The sequence below is a fragment of the Caulobacter sp. FV2ps19 genome, assembly GCF_058681035.1.
Window position 1 is genome coordinate 1,912,064 of sequence record NZ_CM178729.1, and the last position, 21,617, is coordinate 1,933,680.

A 21,617-nucleotide genomic window follows, 5' to 3' on the forward strand; every position below is an offset into this window, starting at 1 on the left:
GATCCGGGCCTATATCGGCCAGTTCAGCCCTCTCGCCGCGCAGCGCATGGCTCGCAGGCTTCGGGTGGCCGGGGACAGTCTTGTGACCCCCCCTGATCGGAGTCGTCTGGTCACAGCGACGATACGGGAGCTGGTGATTATTTCGCCCTACATCATCCGCTATCAGGTCATGGGCGATAGGGTGACCATCATCCGTATCCGGCACGCGGCCCAGTTGTGAACTTTCGGTAATTCATCCACGGTTCAGGCGGCGACCGCTCATCTGGCTCCACGGTCAAGTTTCGACCGGTGGGGACTTATCACCATGAAATTCGCACCACTCGCCGCCGTCATCGCGCTGGCTTTCACCACCTCGGCCTGCGTGATCATCGACGCCGACGACCATCCCGACATGTCGGTCAATGTCAGCAAGTCCGATCTGGAGCCGATTCACGGCGCGATGATCGACAAGGACGCCCTGGTGATCCGGGTCTCCTCCAATGGCTGCACCAACGCCGCCGACTTCGCGGTCGACAGCAGCCACCGCGACGGCGCGGCCACCTTCACCTTCACCCGCAAACGTCCCGACAATTGCCGCGCCCTGATCGCCGAGGGCGTCGACCTGCGCTTCCCGCTAGACGCCTACGGCGTCGAACGCGGCGCCAAGGTGCGGGTGCGCAACCCGCTGGTGCGGCCTTAGGGGCTGTCGTCGAACGCGGCGACTCGGGGCGCCCTCCGAAAGGCGGTTCGCGTTGATCTCGCGTGGCCTTTCAGTGTTTCATGGCCAAGAGGCAAGACAGGTCATGTCCGTGTTGCAAAACGATATCGTCGCGTTCGACGCCATGAAGGCCGATCTGGAAGCCGAGCATTTCGGCGAATGGGTCGTCTTTCATTCCGGCGCGCTTGCCGCTGTCTGCAAGACGTTCGAGGACGCCGCGACCCAGGCCGTGGAGCGGTTCGAGCGCGGGCCGTATCTGATCCGCCAGGTGGGGGCCGCGATGGTCAATCTGCCGGCTTCGGTGATGTACCGCCCGGCCCATGGCTGAGACGCAGGCGGGCTTCAAGGACGGGAAGAGCGAACTCGCGCAGGATCTGCTGGTTCGTTTCGGCCCGACTGCCGGTCATCGACCAGCGAATCGCAAGTGGCATCGGCGGGGCGACGCGCGTGAACATCCATATGGCGCGGCTCTCTTGAAGCAGATGCTGTTTCAGCCGTTCGCTGGCGTCGAACTGGAAATAGGCGGCCAATGGCATCAGGCTCTGTTGGGGCGAACCTTTCTGCGTCCCTACACGCTGCGTTATGTCGGTCCCACTGGAGAGGTCGTGATCTCTCACGCCGATTGACTCCCCGCCGCCCCTCCGTCATAAACCGCGCCTTCCCGTCGCCGGCTCGCCGTGTGGCGCGGAAATATATGACGGACTGATGCGACGCCGCCGTTGAGATCGCGCCTCTACTTCTTGAGGCGCCGGCCCGGATCGAACTGAAGAGCTACACATGTCCAAGCGCCATAGCGCCAAGTACAAGATCGATCGCCGTATGGGCGAAAACCTCTGGGGTCGGCCCAAGTCGCCGGTCAACCAGCGGTCCTACGGCCCCGGCCAGCACGGCCAGCGCCGCAAGCAAAAGGTTTCCGACTTCGGTCTGCAGCTGCGCGCCAAGCAAAAGCTGAAGGGCTACTACGGTAACCTGACCGAGAAGCAATTCTCGCGCACCTACGAAGAAGCCGCCCGTCGCAAGGGCAACACCGCCGAGAACCTGATCTCGCTGCTCGAGTCGCGCCTGGACGCCATCGTCTATCGCGCCAAGTTCGTGCCGACCGTGTTCGCCGCCCGCCAGTTCGTGAACCACGGCCACGTGACCGTGAACGGCAAGCGCGTCAACATCGCCTCCTACCGCTGCAAGGCCGGCGACGTCATCGCCGTCCGTGAGCGTTCGCGCAACATGGCCCTGGTGCTGGAAGCCGTTGTCTCGGCCGAACGCGACTTCGCCGAATATGTCACCGTCGACGTCAAGGGCCTGTCGGCCACCTTCGTGCGCGCTCCGGAACTGTCGGAAGTGCCGTACCCGGTGAAGATGGAACCCAACCTGGTTATCGAATTCTACGCTTCGTAAGCGTCGAACCTCGAACGACTTTCGGAAAGGCCCCGGGGAAACCCGGGGCCTTTTTCGTTGGGATGCTCCCCATGGGGGGCTATCGCAAATGGATTAGGCGCCAGAAAGATTTAGCCTTCCTGGGCCTTGCGCCCAGGACCCATGGCGCCGCTAACGCGAGTTTGAGTCTGTGTTCTGGGCTGTTCAGCCGCGCATGCGCCCCAATTCACGACCTGCCTCAAACATGGATCCTGGGCACAAGGCCCAGGAAGGCAAGATTTTTTGAGCCCCATCCCAGCTTGAAGCGGCCAATCTCCCATGTGCGATGGCCGCTGCCCAGCGGCGCCATCTTTTTTCAACGCCTCCCCTTGAACCCCCATGCCGCCTGCCTAGCTTTAGGGAGCGGGCCGGGCCCCTCTGGCGAGTGATGCAAGCACTCGTGATGTCGGACCGCATCGGGTGTTCTCGATGTCTGGGTCCGGTTGTTCTCCCCCCCCCCCCGGTCTGGATCTAGAGTCGAGAGCACCCGTCCCAACGGACAGGAGCCCGAACATGCCGCTATTGATGTGCCCTAACTGCGATGGATCCATGCAGGCCGTGCAACGCGCCGGCGTCGAGTTCGACATGTGCCCCAAGTGCCGGGGTGTCTGGCTGGATCGCGGCGAGCTGGAAAAGCTGATGGCTCTCGAACATGCGGACGGCGCACAGGCCCAGCGTTCCCAGGAGCGCGCGCCCCAGCCGCAATACGCCCAGCAGCGCTACGACGAGCCGCGCCGCTACAAGGACGACCCAGGCCGCTATGGCCACCCGGGTCACCACAAGAAAAAACGCTTTGACCTGTTCGACATCTTCGATTGACGTGAAAGCCATGAACCATCTCAAGACCTACATCCTGCTGGCCGGCCTGACCGCCCTGTTCATGGGCGCGGGCTTCATGATCGGCGGACCCACCGGCATGCTGATCGCCCTGGTCTTCGCCGTGGGTCTGAACGCCTTTTCGTACTGGAACGCCGACAAGATCGTGCTCAAGACCTATGGCGCGGTCGAGGTCGATCCCAGCCATGCCGACCGCCGCATCCGCGACTATGTGATCGACGTACACGCCATGGCCGACAAGGCCGGCCTGCCGCGGCCGCGCGTCTGCGTGATGGAGAACGATCAGCCCAACGCCTTCGCCACCGGGCGCGACCCGCAGCACGCCGCCGTGGCCGCTACGACGGGCCTGCTGGCCATGCTGGACCGCGACGAGATCGCCGGGGTCATGGCCCACGAGCTGGCCCATGTGAAGAACCGCGACACCCTGACCATGACCGTGACGGCCACCATCGCCGGCGCGATCTCGGCCCTGGCCAATTTCGCCTTCTTCTTCGGCGGCCGCGATGACGAGGATCGTCCCGGCGGCATGATCGGCGCGATCGCCATCGCCATCCTGGCCCCGATCGCGGCGATGCTGGTGCAGATGGCCATCAGCCGTTCGCGCGAATATGAGGCCGACCGTATCGGCGCGCAGATCGGTGGCGATCCGGCCGCCCTGGCCCGGGCGCTGTCGAAGATCGAGGCCTATGCCCGCGGCGGCTATGAGAACCATCAGGCCGAGCGCAATCCGGCCACGGCCCACATGTTCATCATCAACCCGCTGAACGGCCACGGCGCCGACAACCTGTTCTCGACCCACCCGGCCACCCATAATCGCATCGAGGCGCTCATGGCCCTGGGCGTGGGGCAGGGCGTGCGCGGTCGCCGCGCCGGCACGGCCGTGCCGGTCAGCGGTGGCAAGCCGGCGGGGCCGTGGAGCTGATCGGCTCGGAGTAAGAACGCCATTGCGCGCGGGCGGTCTGTCGCCAAGGATCACCCTGCACCAGGGGATCCTTCAGCCGTCCATGCCGTTCTCGCGTCGAACCTTTCTGGTCTCTGGCCTGGCCCTGATGGCGGCCGGCTGCGCCACGCGGCCCAGTCTTGTGGCGGCAGAAGATATCTGGCCGGAGCTTGAAGCCGTCGGGGTGACGTCGGGGCGTCAGGGGCTGATCGTGCGGCTGGCCTCGCGGGGCTGCACCGACAGGGCCGATATCGTGTTCTACCTCGACCGGACCCCGGGGCGGGCAGTGCTGGCCTTCGCGCGCCGACGGCTGGAGACCTGTCGATCTGGCGCGGTCGGGACGACGGATGTGGCGTTCACCTATCGGGAGCTGGGCCTGAGGCGCGGCGAGCGGTTCGCAGTGGCCAATCCGGCGCTGTAATAGCATCCTCGAGCCATGTTCAAGGCGATCAAGCGAGCCGTCCAGAATCTGTGTACCGACATCGCGCGCGAGTCTGCTGAATGGAAGATTCGCTGCACCACCTGCGGCCGCCAAAAGTCGTTATTGGCGGCGGGCGGCATTCGCTACAAGGCGTTCGGCGAGACGCACACGCTGGGCTTCTGTTCGAAGTGCAACGGCTTGCGGCGATTGAAGATCTACCGGCCGTCGAAGTCGCCGACTACCCCTTCGGCGTGAACCGCTCGACCATCCAGTCCAGCACCCGGGCCGGGCGTTTGGCGGCGACGTCGATCAGCACCCAGTCGGTGCGGCTCTGGGCGCACATTTCGCCGTCGGGGCCGTCGATGCGGACATAGCGCTCGAAGCGCGGGCCCTTCAGTTCGCCCACCCAGGTATAGCCGGTGGCGATCTCGTCCTGGCGCAGCTCGCGGCGATAGTCGATCTCGTGCCGACGGGCGACCCAGCTCCACGGCGCCCGCTGCTCAGGTGCGGTCCAGGCTTCCCAGTGGGCGATCGCCAGGTCCTGGGCCCAGGCCAGATAGACCACGTTATTGACGTGATCATTGCCATCGATGTTCGCCGCCGTGGGCGTGAAGGTCATGGAGAAGGCGTCGCCCGGCGGGACGAACAGGCGGCTCAAGACGCGATCAGGCCCTGTTCGGTCATCAGGGTCTTCAGTTCGCCCGACTGGAACATCTCGCGGATGATGTCGCTGCCGCCGATGAATTCGCCCTTCACATACAGCTGGGGGATGGTGGGCCAGTCGGTGAAGGTCTTGATCCCCTGGCGCAGGTCGTCGTCCTGCAGCACGTCGACGCCGATGAACTCGACGCCCAGATGGTCGAGGATCTGGACGCTGACCGCCGAGAAGCCGCAGCGCGGCTGATCGGGAACGCCCTTCATGAACAGCACCACGGCGTGATCGGCCACGGTCTTGGCGATGAAGTCGAGGGCGGGGGAAGAGGCGACGTCGGTCATGGCGGGCGGATCCTTGCAAGTCCCTTCAGCTAGGCGCCGCGTGGGGCCCGGTCAAGGGTTCGGGGCGTCGTTCAGGCCCGGCGGCCCGCCTTCTGGGCTTCCTGGGCCGAGAAACGCGCCATTTCGATCTGGGCGCTGGCGCCGGTGGGCAGGTCGCGCTCTGCGACCTGGGCCAGGCGTTCGACCTCGGCGCGGCTGTGCGGCGCGATCTGAACCGTCGCCAGGGACGGCTCGGTCAGGGCGTAGGCCAAACAGATCTCGTCGGCCTTCCAGCCGGGGGTGTCGGTCAGAAACTCGTAGCCGCCGGCCCCGGCCAGGGGGTCGGTGCGGCGCTTCCACAGCGAGGGCTTGGGCAGGAAGGCGCGCTTTTCCTCGCGCAGGGCTTCTGGCCAATAGTCTTCGCCGATCACCACCAGCTCGTTGCGGACCGCTGCGCGGACCCGGTTGCGCTCCACCCAGCCCGAGGAGAGGTTGAAGGCGGTGCTGATGGCGGCGAAGGCGCCGGTGGCGGCCATGGCGTCGAACTTCGAGCCTGAGCCGCGAACGCCCAGGCGATGGGTCAGGCCCTCGCCCTCGAACCGCTCCAGCTGCGCCACGACGGAGGCGTCGAACGGGTTGGCGTCGGGGTCGTCGAGCGTCAGCAGGTCCAGATGGTCCAGACCCAGCCGCTCCAGGGTCTGAACCAGGGTCAGGCGGGCGACCTCGGTGTTGAGCGCGCGCTCGCCATTGGCGCCCAGCCGCCAGCCGATAAACAGCAACCGTCGCTCGACCGCGGCGAAGGCCTCGGCCGCGCCATCCAGCAGGGCGGGCGAGCGGCCATTGATCTCGAAGCCGTTGACGCCGTTTTCCAGCGCCGCGAAGATCAGGTCGCGCCAGTCGCCGGCCTTCAGGCGCGGCTCATCTTCCAGCCGCAGCGAGATCGCCGAAACCGTCACACCCTTGGCTCCGAAGGGGCGGTAACGCATGGACTAGTCCGCCGCGTCCGAGGGCGGCGCCAGGGTCTCGAGGGCCAGGGCGTGCAGGGTTCCGCCCAGCACATCGGCCAGGGCGCGGTTGACCATCTGGTGCTGCTTGACCCGGTTCAGGCCGCGAAAGGCGGGCGAAACGATGCGGGCCTTGTAGTGGTCGCCGTCGCCGGCCAGATCGGTCAGGACGATCTCGGCGTCGGGAAAAGCCGCGTGCAGACGCGCTTCGAGGTCGGCGGGGGACATGGGCACGGGAAGCAGACTCCAATCCTTGAAGAGGTTGTATCGCCCTTAATCCTTAAGAACGGGCATACGGCGGTGACATCGGTCTGTCTTTCGCCGCTGTCCGGGCTTAAGTCGAGGGAACGCCACGTGTTGTCTCAAAGCGAACCAGGGCCTCCATGATCTCGCGCTGTATTCATCGTTTCGCCCCGATCCTTGCCGCCTTCGCGCTCGCCGCCACAGCCTCCGCCTGCGCCGCCGCACCGGGCGACAGGGCCCTGGAGGATGTCCGCATCCTGTCGGCCGACGCCATGCAAGGGCGGGCCCCGGGCACGCCGGGATCGGCCCTGGCCCGGGCCCATATCCTCAAGCGCTTCGGCGAGATCGGCCTGTCGCCCATCGGGGCCGGCTTCGAGCAGCCGTTCGTCTTCAAAAAGCGGGACGGAATCCAGGTCGACGGGATCAACCTGATCGCCCGCATTCCCGGAACCGTCCCGGGCGGCAAGGCCATGGTGGTCTCGGCCCATTACGACCACCTGGGTGTCCGGGGCGGCGAGATCTACAATGGCGCTGATGACAACGCCTCGGGCGTGGCGGGGCTGCTGGCCGTGGCCGAGGCCTTCAAGGCCCACCCGCCCAGGCACGACGTGATCCTGGCGGTGGTCGACGCCGAGGAGAGCGGCCTGCGCGGCGCCCGCGCCTTCGTCGCCAATCCGCCCGTGCCCCTGTCGAGCATCGCCCTGGACGTCAATTTCGACATGCTGAGCAAGAACCCCAGGAACGAGCTCTATGTCAGCGGCGCGGCGGCGTTTCCGGCGCTGAAGCCGATCCTCGACGCGGTGGCGGCCAGCGCCCCGGTCAGCCTCAAGCTGGGCCATGACACCGACGCCGACGGCAAACAGAACAACTGGACCGACCAGTCCGATCACTACGCCTTCGCGGAAAAGGGCGTGCCGTGGGTTTATTTCGGGGTCGAGGACCATCCGGAATATCACAAGCCCACCGACGACTTCGCCACGATCCCGCAGGACTTTTTCAGGCGTTCGGTGACGACCGTGATCCAGGCCAGTCTCGCCCTGGAGGATCATCTGGACCAGATCGTCGCGGAAGAGGGCCGCTAGGCGCCTTTAAACGCTGTCAGATCACCTGCGGCGGATCGTCGCGCGGGTTGGCGGCGCGGGCCAGCGAGCGTTATACCTCAGCTTGATCAAACCGCGTTCGATCAGTCAGGATACATCCGATCACCCGCGTCATGTTGCGAGACAAGATCATCAGATCCGCCCCCCTGGTCGGTTTGGTTGTCGCGATCGCCATGCTGTCGGACTATGTGCTCAACATCCTGATCCTGGATGCGCCGGCCGCCTATTCGCCGCTGGCCACCCTGGTGGTCTCAGGCGTGATCGTCTTGCCCCTGTCCTATTGGCTCGAGAGCCAGAAGATGGACCTGCAGCGCCTGCGCGATGACCTGTCGGGCAGCCTCGCGGCCAAGGACGCGGCGGTGTCCGAGGCGCAGTGTCGCCGCGCCGAGGCCGAGGACGCCCTGGCGAAGTTGGAGGAAAGCGATCGGCTGTACCGCCTTCTGGCCGAGAACCTGACGGACAATCTGAGCCTGTGGCAGAAGTCGGGGAAGCCCGTCTATCTCTCGCCTTCGATTGAGGCGATGACCGGCTACACGGTCGCGGAGTATCTGCAGATGCGGGGCGGCTCCAATGTCGAGCCTGCGGATTACGCCAAGGTCGTCGAGGTTGTGGCGGGGCTGGAGCCGGGAGGGCTGCCCGGCACGGCGGAATATCGGGTCACACGCAAGGACGGCTCTGTCTTCTGGATGGAGAGCAAATACGCCCTGGTCGATGACGAACCCGACATGCTGATCGTGGCGTCGCGCGACATTACCGAGCGCAAGATGCTGGCGCTGGAATTGACCGCTGCGCTCGAAGCCGCCCAGGCGGCGACGGCGGCCAAGTCCGAGTTTCTGGCCAACATGACGCACGAACTGCGCACGCCGCTGACGGCGATCATCGGCTTCGCCGAGGTGCTCAAGGACTCTAGGAGCCTCACGCGGCGAGACGCGCGGCAGGTCGGTTTCATTCGCGACGCCAGCGGCGCTTTGCTGAGCGTGATCAATGATGTTCTGGACTTTTCCCGGCTGGAGGCGGGGGCGCTGGAGATTGAGGCCCGCCCCTTCGATCCGGGCTTGATGGCCGAGACCTGCGCGACCCTGGTCGAGGCCCAGGCCCAGGCGCGAGGCCTGACCCTGACCGTCTGTGCGCCCAAGACCCTGGAGCCGATGAACGCCGACGCCAGCCGTCTCAGTCAGGTGCTGCTGAATTTTCTCTCCAACGCGGTCAAGTTCACGGACCAAGGGGAGATCACCCTGTCGCTGAAGCAGACGATCGAGGGCGATTCGGCGCGACTGCGGGTCGAGGTGGCCGATACCGGCATCGGCATCGCGCCGCACCAGCTGAATGGCGTGTTCGAGCGCTTCTCCCAGGCCGACGCTACGGTGTCGCGGCGGTATGGCGGCACTGGCCTGGGCCTGGCCATTTCGCGCCGCATCATCGACCGCATGGACGGCGGCATCGGCGTCGAGAGCAAGGTGGGCAAGGGCTCGCGCTTCTGGTTCGAGGTCGTCGCGCCCCTGAGCCGGCTGGACCCGGTCGCGTCGCGCCCGGCGCCCGAAACGCCGGAAGCGGGCGTGCGCCTGCTGATCGTCGAGGACAACGCGATCAATCGCGAACTGCTGCTGGCCATCCTCGAGCCCTTCGACATCGATATCCAGACCGCCAATGACGGCGAGGCCGGCGTCGAGGCGATCCGCAAGGCGCGCTATGATCTGGTGTTGATGGACGTGCAGATGCCGGTGATGGATGGCCTCACCGCGACCCGACAGATCCGCAGCTTCGACGCGTCGGCCGGCGGTCGCACTCCGATTGTGGCCCTGACCGCTAATGTCCTGCCCGAACAGATCGCGACGTGCCTGGCGGCGGGCATGGACGATCACCTTGGCAAGCCGATCAATCCGACCAAGCTGCTGGAGACCCTGGCGCGGTGGTCGGGGCGTGACCACGAAGCGGTGGCGACCTGAGGGCGCGGTCGCCACCACGTCTGAAAAACGGCGTTCTCCAATTTTTTTCCAGGTCGCGCATCCGGATGCGTCGGGCCGTCGTAGCTTCGACTGTCCCAGCAACGGACCAGTAAAAACCCCGGAGACAATCCCATGAAGAAGTCCCTGCTGCTCGCCAGCCTTGGCGTGCTGTCGATGTCGTGCGCCGGTACGGCCATGGCGCAAATGGATCACGCGACGATGAACCATGACAAGACTGTCATGGTCGGTGGCGCGGCCATGTATCCATCAAAGAATATTATTCAGAACGCGGTCAATTCAAAGGATCACACGACTCTGGTCGCCGCCGTGAAGGCCGCCGGCCTGGTCGAGACCTTGTCTGGGCCCGGGCCGTTCACGATGTTCGCCCCCACCAACGCCGCCTTCGCCAAGCTGCCCGCCGGCACGGTCGACACCCTGGTCAAGCCTGAGAACAAGGCCACCCTGACCAAGATCCTGACCTATCACGTGGTGGCGGGGCGCATGACAGCCGGCGATATCGCGGCCAAGGCCATGGCCAATGGCGGCAAGGCCGTGCTGACCACCGTGCAGGGCGAAACCCTGACCGTGTCGAAATCCGGCATGGGCTGGGCGATCACCGACGCCAAGGGCGGCAAGTCGATGATCACCATCGCCGACGTGATGCAGTCCAACGGCGTGATCCACGTCGTCGACACCGTCCTGATGCCCTGACCCCATAGCGGCGCTACTCCCGGGACGCGAGCGATCTCGTCCCGGGGAATTAGCGGTCGGGCTGCGCCGGGGGTGGGGCGGTCTCGCCGCGCGCGTCGGGAATATAGAGGTTGGTGATCATTCCGGCCGCCCGGACGCCAAGCTGAAAGCGGTCGCCATAGGCGCGGCAAGGATCGGTCTTGGCGTCGATCTTGCGCGACTTGAGCCCCTTGGGCGTCATGACGGCCGCGGCCGCATCGGCGAAGGGCTCGGCAAATTGCAGGGCGTCGCCCAAGCGCGACAGGGAGGGATCGTCCGTGCCGACCGCCATGGCGCGACGCGCCCAGGCGATGGCGGCGATCTGGCGCTGGTCGGGGATCGCGCGCATCTCCGCTTCGACGCCCAAGCCGCCCAGCGTGCCGGGCGCCCGCAGGCCGATCGGACCCGGGATCAGAAATCCCGACGCCGCCGAAGCGGCCGATGCAAACCGACCGGTAGGCTCGAACCAGGTGACGGCGGCGCGCACATGGGCGTCGGCCTGATCGGCGGCGACGATGTCGAACCGCTCGGACAGCTCAAAACACAGCTGGGCGTCAACCTCGCGCAGCATGGTGAGCCGCTCTTCCGGCGTCAGGGGGGAGCGGCTATCGGCGCCTTCGGACAGCACCGCCGGGGTCAGGGCGACGCGGCGCACCGTGTCCAGCGCCGCCGGGTCTCTGAACTGACGAACCTTGGCTCGGCCGCCGCTTTTCCGCGCCTCCAGGCCTTCATAGCCGCTCAGGAAGCCCGACCGGTCGGGCGCGGCTGTGGCGCAGGCTCCTAGACCGAGAGTGAGGCCAATGAGGACCAGCGAGCGCAGCGGACTTGGGGGCATGGGCTTGGTGCTCTCAGGAGAGATGGCCGCATTATGGCGCGTGTCAAACCGCCACAAACCCAGCCTCCTGACGGCAGGCTAAGGGAAGTGGCATGCGAAACAACCGGCAATTTCGATCCGCTTGAGATCAAGCCCGACCGGCTCTAGTCGACGCAGATCGTTCCGGTGGCCTTGCCGGCCACGACCTTGGCGTAGCAGCCGAACTGTACGCTGGTCTTCTGGCACTGGCCGGTGACCGGACCTGCGGCCTCGATATTGCCTTCGAGGATACAGGCGCCTTGGCACTGGGCCTTGTCGGTGCAGGCCTTGCCGGCGTCGGCATAGGGCGTGACGCAGGTGGGCATTTGCAGCTTGCCGCCCCTCTGGATCACCCCGCCGTGCGCGACGCAGGCCGGTTCCGAAGCCTCCGCGGTGGGCGCCGGCGCCGGCGCTGTCGGCGCGCAGGCCGTCAGCAGCGACAGGGTCAGGGCGGCGGTCGCGAGGATCAAGGTCTTCATCATTGACGTCCTTTAGGCCGGAACCGCCATGAAGCCCGGCATCCAGGCCTCGTGGGCCGTGCGCAGGGCGTCCAGCGAGATGCTGAAAAGGTCCGTCGAGGCGAAATCGTTCCCGCCGGCCACGCCCGCCAGGCTGGCGTGAACACCGGCCACCTTGGCCGCCGCCAGTACGGCGTCTGGGTCGGGCGTGGCGATCAGGTAGCGGGCCTGGTCTTCGCCGAACAGGTAGGGGTGGGCGTTCAGGGCGCTGGAAGCGTTCAGGGTGATGCCGACCTTGCTGGCCAGGGCGATGTCGGCCGCAGCGATCAGCAGGCCGCCGTCCGACAGGTCGTGCAGGCCCGCCACCAGGCCGGTGGGGATCAGGTCGCGGACGAAGTCGCCATGCTTGCGCTCGGCGGCCAGATCGACCGGCGGCGGCGCGCCGTCTTCGCGGCCCAGGATTTCGCGCAGATAGATCGAGGCGCCCAGTTCGCCATGGGTGTCGCCGATCAGCACCAGGGTGTCGCCCTCGGCGACATTGCCGAAGCCCATGCGCAGGTCATAGTCTTCCAGCAGGCCCACGGCCCCAACGGTCGGGGTGGGGGGAATGGCGACGCCGTTGGTCTCGTTATAGAGGCTGACATTGCCGCTCACGACCGGGAAGTCCAGCACGCGGCAGGCCTCGGCCATGCCGTCGGTGGCGCGGACGATCTGGCCCATGGTCTCGGGCTTTTCGGGGCTGCCGAAATTGAGATTGTCGGTGATTGCGATCGGCAGCGAGCCGGCGGCGGTCAGGTTGCGCCACGCCTCGGCCACGGCCTGCTTGCCGCCTTCATAGGGGTCGTTCTGGACATAGCGCGGGGTGACGTCGCTGGTCACGGCGATCGCCTTGCCCTTGCCGTGGATGCGCACGATGCCGGCGTCGCAGCCGGTGGCGCTGTCTTCCAGGGTGTCGGCCATGACGTGGCGGTCATATTGCTCCCACAGCCAGCGCTTGGAGGCCATGTCGGGGCAGCCGACCACCTTGAGCACCGCGGCGGTCCAGTCGGTCGGGGCGGGGACCTGACCCGGGTCGAGGCGCGGATGCAGGGCGGGCTGCACCCAGGGGCGATCATACAGCGGCGCGTCGTCGAACAGCGGGGCCAGCGGCACGTCGCAGACGATCTGGCCGTGATGCTCCAGCACCAGGCGGCCGGTGTCGGTGGTGACGCCGATCACGGCGGCGTCCAGGCCCCACTTTTCGAAGATGGCGTGGCCTTCGTGCTCGCGGCCGGGCTTGAGCACCGCCAGCATGCGCTCCTGGCTTTCCGACAGCATCATCTCATAGGCGCTCATGCCGGTTTCGCGCTGCGGGACCATGTCCATGTTCAGCGCGATGCCGACCCCGCCCTTGCCGGCCATTTCGACCGACGAAGAAGTCAGGCCCGCCGCGCCCATGTCCTGGATGGCGGCGACAGCGCCGGTGGCCATCAGCTCCAGCGTCGCCTCGATCAGCAGCTTTTCGGCGAAGGGGTCGCCGACCTGGACGGTGGGGCGCTTCTCCTCGGAGTCTTCCGAGAATTCGGCCGACGACATCGTCGCGCCGTGGATGCCGTCGCGGCCGGTCTTTGAGCCGAAATAGACCACCGACAGGCCCGCGCCCGGCGCGGCCGAGTAGAAGATCTTGTCCGCTTCCGCCAGGCCCACGCACATGGCGTTGACCAGGATATTGCCGTTATAGCCGGCGTGGAAATTGGTCTCGCCGGCCACGGTGGGCACGCCGACGCAGTTGCCGTAACCGGCGATGCCCGCGACCACGCCGTCGACCAGGCGCTTGGTCTTGGGATGGCTGGGATCGCCGAAGCGCAGGGCGTTGAGCAGGGCGATCGGCCGCGCGCCCATCGTGAAGACGTCGCGCATGATGCCGCCGACGCCCGTCGCCGCGCCCTGATAGGGCTCGATATAGGAGGGGTGGTTGTGGCTCTCCATCTTGAAGATGATCGCGTCACCGTCGCCGATATCGATGACGCCGGCGTTCTCGCCCGGACCGCAGATGACGCGCGGGCCGTCGATGGGGAACTTCTTCAGCTGGTTCTTGGAAGACTTGTACGAGCAGTGCTCGCTCCACATCACCGAGAACACGCCCAGCTCGACCAGGTTGGGCTCGCGGCCCAGGCGGTCGAGAACGACGGCATATTCCTCGGCGTTGAGGCCGAACTCACGGGCCGTGTCGGCCATCGATTTGGTGGGGGCGGTGGAGGGGGTGCTCATGAGGGCGCCTTCTAGCGCGCCCTTGGGGATTCCGCCACCGCCAGAACGCCCTAGGCGGCGCGCTCGCCGCCCTTGCCGGTCATCGGCGGTTCGGGCGTTTCCGGCGCCTTGGGCTCGGCGACGGGCGCGGGAGCGGGTTTGGGTTTCGCCGGCTTGGCGGCGGCAGGCTTGCCGGACGATTGGTCAACGGCGCTTTCCAGCTTGGCGCGGCCCTCAGCCACCCAGCCGTCCATCCGCGCGCCGGCGGCCATGAAGGACTTTTCCTGGACGGCCAGACCCGCCGTCAGGACGCCAAGCAGGGCCAGGGGCGCCATCACCCAGTTGACCAGGGGATGGGCGGGTTTGCGGCGTTTGCGGGCCCAGACCGGCACGCCGCTCGTGGGTTCGGGAGTGCTCATCACAATCGTTCCATCAGCTTCGTCAGCGGGTTCCAGGACGCGCGCGCGATGCCGCGATCCGGATGTGTCGCTTGTCTTTGCGGGGCGATTAGCCGTGCGTGGGGCGCTTCCGGCCAGCACTCTCCCCTTCGGCGCGATCGTTAGGGTTACCGCACACGCCATGAGGCGACCGCCAAACCCTAAAACGGGCTTGGCTGCCGGGCCTGAACGCGGTCATCTTGATGAACGTCAACAGTCGTCATCGAGTGCAGTCGCCGTGCGCAAACCGCCCCAAGTCATTTTGCCGACCGCCGGACGCCGCGCCGTGGTGCTGGGCCTGCTGTCCGTCCCCCTGATCGCCGCCGCCCCGGGGGCTGTTCGGGTCCGCATGGAGACCGAGCTGGGGCCTATCGTCATCGCGCTCTATCCCGACAAGGCGCCGATCACCGTGGCCAATTTCCTGGCCTATGCCGACCGTGGTCTTCTGGACGGCGGCGCTTTCTATCGAACCGTCAGCCCGAAGAACGACAACAACCCGGCCACGATCAATGTCATCCAGGGCGGCCTGAACCGCGACGACAGCCCGCTGCCCGCCATCGCCCACGAAACGACGAAGGTCACCGGGATCTTGCATACCGACGGGGTTATCTCGATGGCCCGCGACGCGCCCGGTTCGGCGGGGTCGGAGTTCTTCATCTGCCTGGGCGACAATCCGGCCCTGGATTTCGGCGGCGCGCGCAACAGGGACGGCCAGGGCTTCGCGGCGTTCGGGCGCGTGGTCGAGGGCCTGGATGTGGTCCGCAAGATCCATGACGCCCCGACCGTGACCAAGGCGGACGATCCCTATATGAAGGGGCAGATCATCGAGAAACCCGTGAAGATTCAGAAGCTAAGCCGCAACTAAGGCAGCTGGGCCTTAGGAACGGCAGGGCGGATCGACCGTTCTTTCATCGTGCGCCATGAGCGCGCTGTGCAAAGGAGAAAAGTCGATGACCGATCAGAATCGCAAACCCGAGCAACAGCAGAACGCCGCCTCCAAGCCGGCCCCGGGGCAGCAAAACCAGCAGGGCCAACCCAAGGGCGACCAGCCGGGCCGGAACCCTGGCGGCCAGGACGATCAGGGCGATCCCGCCCACTGCGCGGATCGCGCCGGTCAGGCCGAGCCTGACAACGTCAAGCGCGGCGATCGCTGACACACCGCTGGAGGGCGGAAGGGCCGGCGATCATTCGCCGGCCCTTTTTCTTGGTCGCTACTTCTCAACCACCGGCAGCTCGATGAAGCTGGCCGTGTCGCCGGCGTGGAAGACGCGCTGGGTGGCCTTCACATAGTCGGCCGGCTTGGCGAAGAAGATGTTGGGCGTGAAGGTCTGCGGGTTGCGGTCATACAGCGGGAACCAGCTGGACTGGATCTGCACCATGATCCGGTGGCCCGGCTGGAAGGTGTAGTTCGCGGTCGGCAGGATGAACTGGTACTTCAGCGGCGTGTTGGGCTTGATCGCCTTGGGGTCGCTGAAGCTTTCGCGATAGCGGCCGCGGAAGATGTCCATGCCCACGGCCAGTTGATAGCCGCCCAGTTCAGGCTGGCTGGGGACCTCGTCGGGATAGACGTCGATCAGCTTGACCACCCAGTCGCTGTCAGTTCCGCTGGTCGAGGCCGTCAGATTGACCTTGGGCACGCCGGCGATCTTCAGCGGCGCGGTCAGGGGCTCGGTCGTATAGGTCAGGACGTCCGGACGGCTTTCGGCATGGCGCTGGTCGCTGACCAGCCAGGCCTTCCAGCGGTCGCCGTCGGCGAACTGCAGCGGGCGCGGGATGTACGGTACGGGCTTGGCGGGGTCGGAGACATATTCGTCATAGGCCGCCGCGCCCTTGGCCGCCGCCGGGGCCGTGAAGGAGAGGCCGCCCTTGGCGTCCAGATAGAGGTTCTTGCCCGGCTTGCTCTCGCTCCCGCCCTGGGGCCAGGACGCATAGCGGTTCCATTTGTTCTGGCCCGGGTCGTAGATCAGCACCGGCGGCGTCTCGGCCTTGGGCGCGCTGTCCTTCAGATACTGGTCGAAGAACGGCTTCATCACGTCGCGGCGGAACTGCAGGGCGGTGTCGCCGTCCCACTTGAACGGACCCAGGTTGTAGCCGTCGTAATTGACCTGGCTGTGGCGCCAGGGGCCCAGCACCAGATAGTTCTTGTCGTTGCCGGCGTCCTTCGACTCCAGCGCCGGATAGGCGTGCACCGCGCCCCAGATGTCCTCCTGGTCCCACAGCCCCTGGATCCACATGGTCGGCACCGTCAGCGGCGTCTTTTCCATGGTCTTGTCGAGGGCCTGCTCGCTCCAGAAGCTGTCATAGGCCGTGTGTTCGAACAGCTTCTTGATCCACGGCAGTTTGTCCAGGCCGTGGTTCCTGGCGTAGTCGCCGGCCGAGCCCTCGCGCAGGAAGTTGGCGTAGTCGTCATAGCCCTGGCGCGCGACGCCCTCGCCCGAGCCCCGCACCGTTGTCTGGCGCGCGAAATAGTCGAAATTGATCTGCCGGAAGGCGCCGTACTGGAACCAGTCGTCGCCCATCCAGCCGTCGACCATCGGGCTCATCGGCGCGGCCACCTTCAGGGCCGGGTGGGGATGGACCAGGGCCATCACCACGGTGAAGCCCTCATAGGAGCTGCCCAGCATGCCGACCTTGCCATTGGTCTCGGGCACGTTCTTCACCAGCCAGTCGATGGTGTCATAGGCGTCGGTGGAGTGATCGACCTCAGAGCCGTTCAGCGGGCCCTTCAGGGGCCGGGTCATCACATAGTCGCCTTCCGAGCCGTACTTGCCGCGGATGTCCTGGAACACGCGGATATAGCCGCCGTCGGCCACGAACGGCTCGTCGCCCTGCGGCATGGCTGCCAGCATGCGCGGGCTGTCGGCGCGGGCGGCGCGCTTGGCGGCGTTGTAGGGCGTGCGGGTCAGCATGATCGGCAGGCTGTTGCCGCCCTTGGGCACCACGATGACCGTGTAGAGCTTGGTCCCGTCGCGCATCGGGATCATCACCACGCGCTTGTCGTAGTCATAGCCGACCTTGGCGGCGACATATTTGCCGTCGATGTCCGGCGTCATGGCGGCGGTCTGGGCGGCGGTCTGGGCGTGAGAGACCGAAGCGATGGCGGTCAGGGCGACGGCGGCCAGCAGGCCGGCGCGCAGGGTGGTAACGAGACTCATGGGGGCCCTCCGATACGAGGCGCGCACCTTAGGAGCGGTTTTGGCTTAGTGCTATAGTGTAACGTTAGTTGCCTATGGCCGGTGTAGCTGCGGCGGCCGGCTGGCCCTGCGTCCTCTGCCGCCAGCTTTCGGTCGCCAGGGTCTCCCGCAGGGGAGACGGTCCATATCAGGCGCTGGCGAAGATGCTGCGGAACAGGATCGCGCCGTCTTCGGAGCCCAGATCGGCGTCGAACGACCGGTCGGGGTGGGGCATCAGGCCCAGGACGTTGCCCTTGGGATTGACGATTCCGGCGATGTCGCGGGCCGAGCCGTTGGGGTTGTTCTTGTAGCGGAACACCACCTGGCCTTCGCCCTCGAGGCGGTCCAGGGTCTCTTCATCGGCGAAGAAGTTGCCTTCGCCGTTGCCGACGGTCATCACCGCGTCGCGTTGCTCGCCGAACTCGGCGGTGAAGCGGGTCTGGCCGTTGACGATGTCCAGCTCGACCGGCTTGCAGATATATTTCAGCTTCTCGTTGCGCAGCAGGGCGCCGGGCAGCAGGCCCGCTTCGCACAGCACCTGGAAGCCGTTGCAGATGCCGACCACGGCCATGCCGTCGTTGGCCGCCTTGACGACCTCCTTCATGACGGGGCTCTGGGCCGCCATGGCCCCGCAGCGCAAGTAGTCGCCATAGGAGAAGCCGCCGGGCAGGACGACCAGATCCAGGTCGTCGGGCAGGGCCGTTTCCTGGTGCCAGACCATCTCGACGCGGGCGCCGGCCGAGCGCTCGATGGCGACCTTGCAATCACGGTCGCAGTTGGACCCCGGGAAGACGATGACAGCGGCTTTCATGGCGCGGGCCTGTAGCACCGTTCGCGCCGCGTGTCAGCGGGCGGGGCCGCCAAAAGCGCCGGACGCCCCCTCCGTCACGATGCGTCTTCGCATCGCGCCACTTCCTGCGAAGCGGGCAGGGCTATTGGATGCGGGGTGCTGGCGGACAAAGGCCTTTAACAAACTCAAAAATCTTGCCTTCCTGGGCCTTGTGCCCAGGACCCGTGGTCCAGGAGCCGCTGAATTGGGTCCGGGTTCTGGGCCTTTCAGCCTCAAACAGCTGAAGAAATCAGAGCCTGCCGCTGGCATGGGTCCTGGGCACAAGGCCCAGGAAGGCGGGCCTTTTAGCGCCTGATCCATAGGCGATAGCCCCTGCGAAGCCGGGGGAGGGGGCGTCTAGGCTCCGCACGCATCCAGAACCGGCGCCACAGCCACAGCGTTCGGGGCCGGGAAGGGCGTCTTGAACGTGAAGGCCTGGGCCGTCGGGCCGAGCCTTTCCAGCAAAGCCAGCTTTTCCTTGGCCTCGTCGACCGTTGGGCGGTGGCCGGCCGGGATCCACCACAGGACCATGAAGACGTCCATGTGCTCGAACCACTCGCGGCGACGGCGCATGATCTTCACGTGGTCGCCGCGATAGACGAAGGCGCCCAGCGCGGCGATGTCGGTCCAGACCGACATGTTGATGGCGACCAGCGGGTCATCGGGATAGGGGGCCAGGTCGGTGGCGTCGTCGCCTTCGCCCGTCAGTCGCCAGACGAAGCCGGGCGAGGCCTCGGCGATGGCGTTGACCGGGGCGAGGTTGTCGACGAAGTCCCTGATCATTGGATGGTCGACCGGCGCGCGGAGGCGGCCGATGTTGACCTGGGCGAGGTGGAACGTCGCGCTCATGGCTTTCCCCTGGAGATCGTCCAGCGAACATTGTGTGGCGAAGCTTCGAGGGCAAGGGGGCGCCGCTATAGCTCGATCATGTCGAAGTCCGACTTGGGCGTGCCGCACAGGGGGCACACCCAGTGGGCGGGGATGTCCGCCCACCGGGTTCCGGGCGCCAGGCCTTCGCCCGGATCGCCCTCGGCCTCGTCATAGAGGTAGCCGCAGGTTCGGCACTGCCAGACCGTGAAGGGCGCGCTCATGGTCGCCTCAGTGCATCTTGAAGCGGATCGGCACCGCCTTGGGGCCACAGACGAAATTGGCGGTCATGCGGGTGGGCTGGCCGTCCAGCTCGACACTGTCGAGGCGAGCGAACAGCTCCTCCCACAGCACCCGCATCTCCATGCGCGCCAGGTGCTGGCCCAGGCACACATGGGCGCCATAGCCGAAGGCCACGTGCTTGTTGGGCGTGCGGTCGATGCGGAAGCTGAACGGGTCCTCGAACACCGTCTCGTCGCGATTGCCTGACGGGTAGGACAGCATCAGCCAGTCGCCCTTGGCGATCTTGCGGCCGGCCAGTTCGGCGTCGGCGGTGGCGGTGCGCATGAAGTGCTTCACCGGCGTCACCCAGCGGATCGATTCCTCGACCAGGCCGGGGATCAGGCCGGGATCGGCCTTGACGCGGGCGAACTGGTCGGGGTTCTCGGCCAGGGCCCACAGGGCGCCGGCGGTGGTCGAGGAGGTGGTGTCATGGCCGGCCGTGGCGGCGATGATGTAGTAGCTCATCGCTTCCAGGTGCCCCATCGGCTGGCCGTCGATCTTGCCATTGGCGATGATGCTGGCCAGGTCCTCGCGCGGATTGGCCCGGCGATCCTCGGTCATGGCGTTGAAATACATCATGAAGTCCATGATCACCGACTGCAGGCTGTCGATGCCTTCATTGACGTCCGTCGCGACCTTGCCGTCGCGGTTGAGATCCGGGTCGGCGCTGCCGAACAGCTCCTGGGTCAGTTTCAGCATGCGCGGCTCGTCGGCCTCGGGCACGCCCAGAACCTCCATGATCACGTGCAGCGGATAGAGGAAGGCCACGTCGCGGGCGAAGTCGCAGCGATCACCCTGGGCGGCCATGCGGTCGATGAAGCCGCGGGCGATTTCGCGGATCCGGGCCTCCAGCGTCCGCAGGTTCTGCGGCAATAGCGCGCCCTGGGTCACGCGGCGGTAGGCGAAGTGGTCGGGGTTGTCCATCTGGACCAGCGAGCGGACCAGGTGGGGCGAGCCGCCCATCATGGCGCGCACCTTCCGGTCGGCCTCGATATTGGTGACGATCGTGGCGCGGTCGCCGTTGTGGAACAGCTCGTTCTGGCGCTCGACCTCCAGGATGTCGGCATGGCGGGTGACCACCCAGAAGGGGTCGAAGCCGTCCGGCTGGGCCACCTCCAGCGGGCTTTCGCGGCGCAGCCGGGCGAAGGCCTGGTCGATCCGGTCGCCGTCGGCATAGGCCTTGGGGTCGACGATGGTATTGGCGATATCCACGGGAATGGTCATGGCGAACTCCTGGCTCCTCCGGGAGCGGCTCTGCGGCCGCCTTTGTTATTTGCTAGTTGTTCAACAAATAAGTACCCTGCGCAAGATGACATACGCCCTTAAGGTTCCGCCGGCCCGTCGCAGCCAGTCCGATCGCCGCCAGCAGTCGGAGAGCGAGCTGCTGCGCGCCGCCGCCGAACTGATCGTCGAGCGCGGCATGGCGGCCGCCACCTTCGAGAACATCGGCGCGCGGGCGGGCTACAGCCGGGGTCTGGTCACCCAGCGCTTCGGCTCCAAGCAGGGCTTGATCGAGGCCCTGATCGCCCGGTTGCAGGCGCGGCTGCATGAGTTGCTGGCCGATCGCGATCTGGAGTCGGCCAGCGGGCTGGAGGCGGTGCTGGGCTTCGTCGACATCTATCTGCGCAATCTGCAGCAGGACGGCGAGACGCGGGCCTATTTCGTGCTGATGGCCGGGGCGGTGGCCGAGGTGTCGGACCTGCGCGCGCCGTTCGCGGCGGCGCACACGGATGTCGAGCTGCGGTTGGAGGCCCTGTTCCTGCGCGGCCAGGCCGACGGCTCGGTCCGCGCGGGCCTCAACGCCGACGCGGCCGCCCTGATGGTGGGGGCGCTGCTGCTAGGGCTGAGCACACAGATGCTGGTCGATCCGGGCCTGGATCTGGAGCCGATCCGCGAGACCAGCCTGATGACCCTCAGGGTCAGTTTCAGCGCCTGAGGGCCGGGCTCAGACGGCGGGTTCGGCGAGCTCCAGCCGGCGTTCGATGCGATTGAGGCGGCCGTCCTGACGATCCAGGGCCAGATAGACATTGGCCACGTCCTGATGGGTCGCCAGCATATGTCCGCGCATGGCCTGCAGTTCGGCCTTGAGTTCGCGCACGTCCAAACGCACCTGAGCCACATCGTTCTGAATGGCTTTCAGGACCTCGAAGATCAGGTCGTTGGTCGCTTCGCCCATTGGCGCAT

The 21,617-nt window shown here is 66.3% G+C and carries 29 protein-coding genes; 15 read left to right on the forward strand and 14 right to left on the reverse strand.

Annotated elements, in window-relative coordinates:
- The first annotated feature begins 46 nt into the window (after nucleotides 1–46).
- From ACW18B_RS09070 to ACW18B_RS09110, 9 genes are all read left to right on the forward strand, one after another.
- On the forward strand, nucleotides 47–220 hold the full coding sequence (locus ACW18B_RS09070) for a type II toxin-antitoxin system RelE/ParE family toxin (protein ID WP_492051260.1): 174 nt from the start codon (nucleotides 47–49) through the stop codon (nucleotides 218–220).
- Nucleotides 221–304: 84 nt separating this feature from the next.
- Nucleotides 305–679 (forward strand): hypothetical protein, encoded by a 375-nt coding sequence (locus tag ACW18B_RS09075; protein ID WP_492051261.1) that lies wholly within the window; start codon nucleotides 305–307, stop codon nucleotides 677–679.
- A gap of 103 nt (nucleotides 680–782) precedes the next feature.
- Complete coding sequence (locus tag ACW18B_RS09080; protein WP_492051262.1) at nucleotides 783–1,025, forward strand: hypothetical protein; 243 nt, start codon at nucleotides 783–785, stop codon at nucleotides 1,023–1,025.
- A complete protein-coding gene (locus ACW18B_RS09085) occupies nucleotides 1,018–1,323 on the forward strand; it encodes a hypothetical protein (protein ID WP_492051263.1) in 306 nt (101 codons plus the stop codon). Before ACW18B_RS09080 ends, ACW18B_RS09085 begins: the two co-directional genes overlap by 8 nt.
- A gap of 151 nt (nucleotides 1,324–1,474) precedes the next feature.
- Nucleotides 1,475–2,092 (forward strand): 30S ribosomal protein S4, encoded by a 618-nt coding sequence (gene rpsD / locus ACW18B_RS09090; RefSeq protein ID WP_492051264.1) that lies wholly within the window; start codon nucleotides 1,475–1,477, stop codon nucleotides 2,090–2,092.
- Nucleotides 2,093–2,623: 531 nt separating this feature from the next.
- Nucleotides 2,624–2,929 (forward strand): TFIIB-type zinc ribbon-containing protein, encoded by a 306-nt coding sequence (locus tag ACW18B_RS09095; protein WP_492051265.1) that lies wholly within the window; start codon nucleotides 2,624–2,626, stop codon nucleotides 2,927–2,929.
- 10 nt (nucleotides 2,930–2,939) lie between these two features.
- A complete protein-coding gene (gene htpX, locus ACW18B_RS09100; protein ID WP_492051266.1) occupies nucleotides 2,940–3,869 on the forward strand; it encodes a zinc metalloprotease HtpX in 930 nt (309 codons plus the stop codon).
- 82 nt (nucleotides 3,870–3,951) lie between these two features.
- A complete protein-coding gene (locus tag ACW18B_RS09105) occupies nucleotides 3,952–4,308 on the forward strand; it encodes a hypothetical protein (RefSeq protein WP_492051267.1) in 357 nt (118 codons plus the stop codon).
- A gap of 15 nt (nucleotides 4,309–4,323) precedes the next feature.
- Nucleotides 4,324–4,563 carry a hypothetical protein gene (locus ACW18B_RS09110; RefSeq protein WP_492051268.1) on the forward strand — a complete coding sequence of 80 codons (240 nt, stop codon included), beginning with the start codon at nucleotides 4,324–4,326 and terminating at the stop codon, nucleotides 4,561–4,563.
- Here ACW18B_RS09110 and ACW18B_RS09115 read toward each other — a convergent pair.
- The 4 genes from ACW18B_RS09115 to ACW18B_RS09130 form a co-directional block, all read right to left on the reverse strand.
- Nucleotides 4,547–4,966: an acyl-CoA thioesterase gene (locus tag ACW18B_RS09115; protein WP_492051269.1), complete on the reverse strand. Its 420-nt coding sequence runs from the start codon at nucleotides 4,964–4,966 to the stop codon at nucleotides 4,547–4,549. The genes ACW18B_RS09110 and ACW18B_RS09115 overlap by 17 nt on opposite strands.
- Nucleotides 4,963–5,304, reverse strand: coding sequence for a Grx4 family monothiol glutaredoxin (grxD, locus tag ACW18B_RS09120; protein WP_492051270.1), 342 nt, complete (start codon nucleotides 5,302–5,304; stop codon nucleotides 4,963–4,965). Before grxD ends, ACW18B_RS09115 begins: the two co-directional genes overlap by 4 nt.
- A 71-nt stretch (nucleotides 5,305–5,375) precedes the next feature.
- Complete coding sequence (locus tag ACW18B_RS09125; protein WP_492051271.1) at nucleotides 5,376–6,269, reverse strand: hypothetical protein; 894 nt, start codon at nucleotides 6,267–6,269, stop codon at nucleotides 5,376–5,378.
- A gap of 3 nt (nucleotides 6,270–6,272) precedes the next feature.
- Complete coding sequence (locus ACW18B_RS09130) at nucleotides 6,273–6,521, reverse strand: BolA family protein (RefSeq protein WP_492051272.1); 249 nt, start codon at nucleotides 6,519–6,521, stop codon at nucleotides 6,273–6,275.
- A 149-nt stretch (nucleotides 6,522–6,670) separates the two neighbouring features.
- Here ACW18B_RS09130 and ACW18B_RS09135 point away from each other — a divergent pair, with 149 nt between their 5' ends.
- The 3 genes from ACW18B_RS09135 (at nucleotide 6,671) to ACW18B_RS09145 (ending at nucleotide 10,287) form a co-directional block, all read left to right on the forward strand.
- Nucleotides 6,671–7,612, forward strand: coding sequence for a M20/M25/M40 family metallo-hydrolase (locus ACW18B_RS09135; protein ID WP_492051273.1), 942 nt, complete (start codon nucleotides 6,671–6,673; stop codon nucleotides 7,610–7,612).
- Between the two features lie 131 nt (nucleotides 7,613–7,743).
- Complete coding sequence (locus ACW18B_RS09140; protein ID WP_492051274.1) at nucleotides 7,744–9,576, forward strand: hybrid sensor histidine kinase/response regulator; 1,833 nt, start codon at nucleotides 7,744–7,746, stop codon at nucleotides 9,574–9,576.
- 132 nt (nucleotides 9,577–9,708) lie between these two features.
- Nucleotides 9,709–10,287, forward strand: coding sequence for a fasciclin domain-containing protein (locus ACW18B_RS09145; RefSeq protein WP_492051275.1), 579 nt, complete (start codon nucleotides 9,709–9,711; stop codon nucleotides 10,285–10,287).
- A gap of 49 nt (nucleotides 10,288–10,336) precedes the next feature.
- Here ACW18B_RS09145 and ACW18B_RS09150 read toward each other — a convergent pair whose 3' ends face one another.
- From ACW18B_RS09150 to ACW18B_RS09165, 4 genes are all read right to left on the reverse strand, one after another.
- Nucleotides 10,337–11,140: a DUF3313 family protein gene (locus tag ACW18B_RS09150; RefSeq protein ID WP_492051276.1), complete on the reverse strand. Its 804-nt coding sequence runs from the start codon at nucleotides 11,138–11,140 to the stop codon at nucleotides 10,337–10,339.
- Between the two features lie 143 nt (nucleotides 11,141–11,283).
- Nucleotides 11,284–11,640 (reverse strand): hypothetical protein, encoded by a 357-nt coding sequence (locus ACW18B_RS09155; protein WP_492051277.1) that lies wholly within the window; start codon nucleotides 11,638–11,640, stop codon nucleotides 11,284–11,286.
- A gap of 9 nt (nucleotides 11,641–11,649) precedes the next feature.
- Nucleotides 11,650–13,866: a phosphoribosylformylglycinamidine synthase subunit PurL gene (gene purL / locus ACW18B_RS09160; protein ID WP_492051278.1), complete on the reverse strand. Its 2,217-nt coding sequence runs from the start codon at nucleotides 13,864–13,866 to the stop codon at nucleotides 11,650–11,652.
- Between the two features lie 50 nt (nucleotides 13,867–13,916).
- On the reverse strand, nucleotides 13,917–14,264 hold the full coding sequence (locus ACW18B_RS09165; RefSeq protein ID WP_492051279.1) for a hypothetical protein: 348 nt from the start codon (nucleotides 14,262–14,264) through the stop codon (nucleotides 13,917–13,919).
- Between the two features lie 256 nt (nucleotides 14,265–14,520).
- Here ACW18B_RS09165 and ACW18B_RS09170 point away from each other — a divergent pair, with 256 nt between their 5' ends.
- Nucleotides 14,521–15,147, forward strand: coding sequence for a peptidylprolyl isomerase (locus ACW18B_RS09170; RefSeq protein ID WP_492051280.1), 627 nt, complete (start codon nucleotides 14,521–14,523; stop codon nucleotides 15,145–15,147).
- A gap of 85 nt (nucleotides 15,148–15,232) precedes the next feature.
- The gene (locus ACW18B_RS09175; RefSeq protein WP_492051281.1) at nucleotides 15,233–15,436 is read left to right on the forward strand and encodes a hypothetical protein; all 204 of its coding nucleotides are present in this window, start codon (nucleotides 15,233–15,235) and stop codon (nucleotides 15,434–15,436) included.
- 57 nt (nucleotides 15,437–15,493) lie between these two features.
- On the opposite strand, the gene ACW18B_RS09180 is transcribed toward ACW18B_RS09175, so the two are convergent.
- From ACW18B_RS09180 to ACW18B_RS09200, 5 genes are all read right to left on the reverse strand, one after another.
- Nucleotides 15,494–17,437, reverse strand: a complete 1,944-nt coding sequence (locus tag ACW18B_RS09180; RefSeq protein ID WP_492051282.1) for a CocE/NonD family hydrolase — start codon at nucleotides 17,435–17,437, stop codon at nucleotides 15,494–15,496.
- 166 nt (nucleotides 17,438–17,603) lie between these two features.
- Entirely contained in the window at nucleotides 17,604–18,266 is a 663-nt protein-coding gene (purQ, locus tag ACW18B_RS09185; protein ID WP_492051283.1) for a phosphoribosylformylglycinamidine synthase subunit PurQ, read from the reverse strand.
- Nucleotides 18,267–18,641: 375 nt separating this feature from the next.
- A complete protein-coding gene (locus ACW18B_RS09190; protein ID WP_492051284.1) occupies nucleotides 18,642–19,133 on the reverse strand; it encodes a DUF3291 domain-containing protein in 492 nt (163 codons plus the stop codon).
- A gap of 65 nt (nucleotides 19,134–19,198) precedes the next feature.
- The gene (locus ACW18B_RS09195; protein WP_492051285.1) at nucleotides 19,199–19,375 is read right to left on the reverse strand and encodes a rubredoxin; all 177 of its coding nucleotides are present in this window, start codon (nucleotides 19,373–19,375) and stop codon (nucleotides 19,199–19,201) included.
- A gap of 7 nt (nucleotides 19,376–19,382) precedes the next feature.
- Complete coding sequence (locus tag ACW18B_RS09200) at nucleotides 19,383–20,657, reverse strand: cytochrome P450 (protein WP_492051286.1); 1,275 nt, start codon at nucleotides 20,655–20,657, stop codon at nucleotides 19,383–19,385.
- A gap of 85 nt (nucleotides 20,658–20,742) precedes the next feature.
- Between ACW18B_RS09200 and ACW18B_RS09205 the strand changes: the two genes are divergently transcribed.
- The gene (locus tag ACW18B_RS09205) at nucleotides 20,743–21,369 is read left to right on the forward strand and encodes a TetR/AcrR family transcriptional regulator (RefSeq protein ID WP_492051287.1); all 627 of its coding nucleotides are present in this window, start codon (nucleotides 20,743–20,745) and stop codon (nucleotides 21,367–21,369) included.
- 9 nt (nucleotides 21,370–21,378) lie between these two features.
- Here the strand turns inward: ACW18B_RS09205 and ACW18B_RS09210 are convergent, their stop codons facing one another.
- The gene (locus ACW18B_RS09210) at nucleotides 21,379–21,609 is read right to left on the reverse strand and encodes a hypothetical protein (protein ID WP_492051288.1); all 231 of its coding nucleotides are present in this window, start codon (nucleotides 21,607–21,609) and stop codon (nucleotides 21,379–21,381) included.
- Between the last annotated feature and the right edge of the window lie 8 nt (nucleotides 21,610–21,617).

Excerpts from the sequence above, each read along its gene's own strand:
- ACW18B_RS09110 (WP_492051268.1), top strand. The coding sequence starts at position 4,324 with ATGTTCAAGGCGATCAAGCGAGCCGTCCAGAATCTGTGTACCGACATC.
- purQ (WP_492051283.1), bottom strand. The coding sequence starts at position 18,266 with ATGAAAGCCGCTGTCATCGTCTTCCCGGGGTCCAACTGCGACCGTGAT.
- purL (WP_492051278.1), bottom strand. The coding sequence starts at position 13,866 with ATGAGCACCCCCTCCACCGCCCCCACCAAATCGATGGCCGACACGGCC.
- ACW18B_RS09190 (WP_492051284.1), bottom strand. The coding sequence starts at position 19,133 with ATGAGCGCGACGTTCCACCTCGCCCAGGTCAACATCGGCCGCCTCCGC.
- ACW18B_RS09205 (WP_492051287.1), top strand. The coding sequence starts at position 20,743 with ATGACATACGCCCTTAAGGTTCCGCCGGCCCGTCGCAGCCAGTCCGAT.
- ACW18B_RS09140 (WP_492051274.1), top strand. The coding sequence starts at position 7,744 with ATGTTGCGAGACAAGATCATCAGATCCGCCCCCCTGGTCGGTTTGGTT.
- ACW18B_RS09200 (WP_492051286.1), bottom strand. The coding sequence starts at position 20,657 with ATGACCATTCCCGTGGATATCGCCAATACCATCGTCGACCCCAAGGCC.
- grxD (WP_492051270.1), bottom strand. The coding sequence starts at position 5,304 with ATGACCGACGTCGCCTCTTCCCCCGCCCTCGACTTCATCGCCAAGACC.
- ACW18B_RS09145 (WP_492051275.1), top strand. The coding sequence starts at position 9,709 with ATGAAGAAGTCCCTGCTGCTCGCCAGCCTTGGCGTGCTGTCGATGTCG.
- htpX (WP_492051266.1), top strand. The coding sequence starts at position 2,940 with ATGAACCATCTCAAGACCTACATCCTGCTGGCCGGCCTGACCGCCCTG.
- ACW18B_RS09070 (WP_492051260.1), top strand. The coding sequence starts at position 47 with ATGGCTCGCAGGCTTCGGGTGGCCGGGGACAGTCTTGTGACCCCCCCT.
- ACW18B_RS09135 (WP_492051273.1), top strand. The coding sequence starts at position 6,671 with ATGATCTCGCGCTGTATTCATCGTTTCGCCCCGATCCTTGCCGCCTTC.
- ACW18B_RS09075 (WP_492051261.1), top strand. The coding sequence starts at position 305 with ATGAAATTCGCACCACTCGCCGCCGTCATCGCGCTGGCTTTCACCACC.
- ACW18B_RS09085 (WP_492051263.1), top strand. The coding sequence starts at position 1,018 with ATGGCTGAGACGCAGGCGGGCTTCAAGGACGGGAAGAGCGAACTCGCG.
- ACW18B_RS09080 (WP_492051262.1), top strand. The coding sequence starts at position 783 with ATGTCCGTGTTGCAAAACGATATCGTCGCGTTCGACGCCATGAAGGCC.
- ACW18B_RS09210 (WP_492051288.1), bottom strand. The coding sequence starts at position 21,609 with ATGGGCGAAGCGACCAACGACCTGATCTTCGAGGTCCTGAAAGCCATT.
- rpsD (WP_492051264.1), top strand. The coding sequence starts at position 1,475 with ATGTCCAAGCGCCATAGCGCCAAGTACAAGATCGATCGCCGTATGGGC.
- ACW18B_RS09095 (WP_492051265.1), top strand. The coding sequence starts at position 2,624 with ATGCCGCTATTGATGTGCCCTAACTGCGATGGATCCATGCAGGCCGTG.
- ACW18B_RS09155 (WP_492051277.1), bottom strand. The coding sequence starts at position 11,640 with ATGATGAAGACCTTGATCCTCGCGACCGCCGCCCTGACCCTGTCGCTG.
- ACW18B_RS09105 (WP_492051267.1), top strand. The coding sequence starts at position 3,952 with ATGCCGTTCTCGCGTCGAACCTTTCTGGTCTCTGGCCTGGCCCTGATG.
- ACW18B_RS09125 (WP_492051271.1), bottom strand. The coding sequence starts at position 6,269 with ATGCGTTACCGCCCCTTCGGAGCCAAGGGTGTGACGGTTTCGGCGATC.
- ACW18B_RS09180 (WP_492051282.1), bottom strand. The coding sequence starts at position 17,437 with ATGAGTCTCGTTACCACCCTGCGCGCCGGCCTGCTGGCCGCCGTCGCC.
- ACW18B_RS09165 (WP_492051279.1), bottom strand. The coding sequence starts at position 14,264 with ATGAGCACTCCCGAACCCACGAGCGGCGTGCCGGTCTGGGCCCGCAAA.
- ACW18B_RS09150 (WP_492051276.1), bottom strand. The coding sequence starts at position 11,140 with ATGCCCCCAAGTCCGCTGCGCTCGCTGGTCCTCATTGGCCTCACTCTC.
- ACW18B_RS09175 (WP_492051281.1), top strand. The coding sequence starts at position 15,233 with ATGACCGATCAGAATCGCAAACCCGAGCAACAGCAGAACGCCGCCTCC.
- ACW18B_RS09195 (WP_492051285.1), bottom strand. The coding sequence starts at position 19,375 with ATGAGCGCGCCCTTCACGGTCTGGCAGTGCCGAACCTGCGGCTACCTC.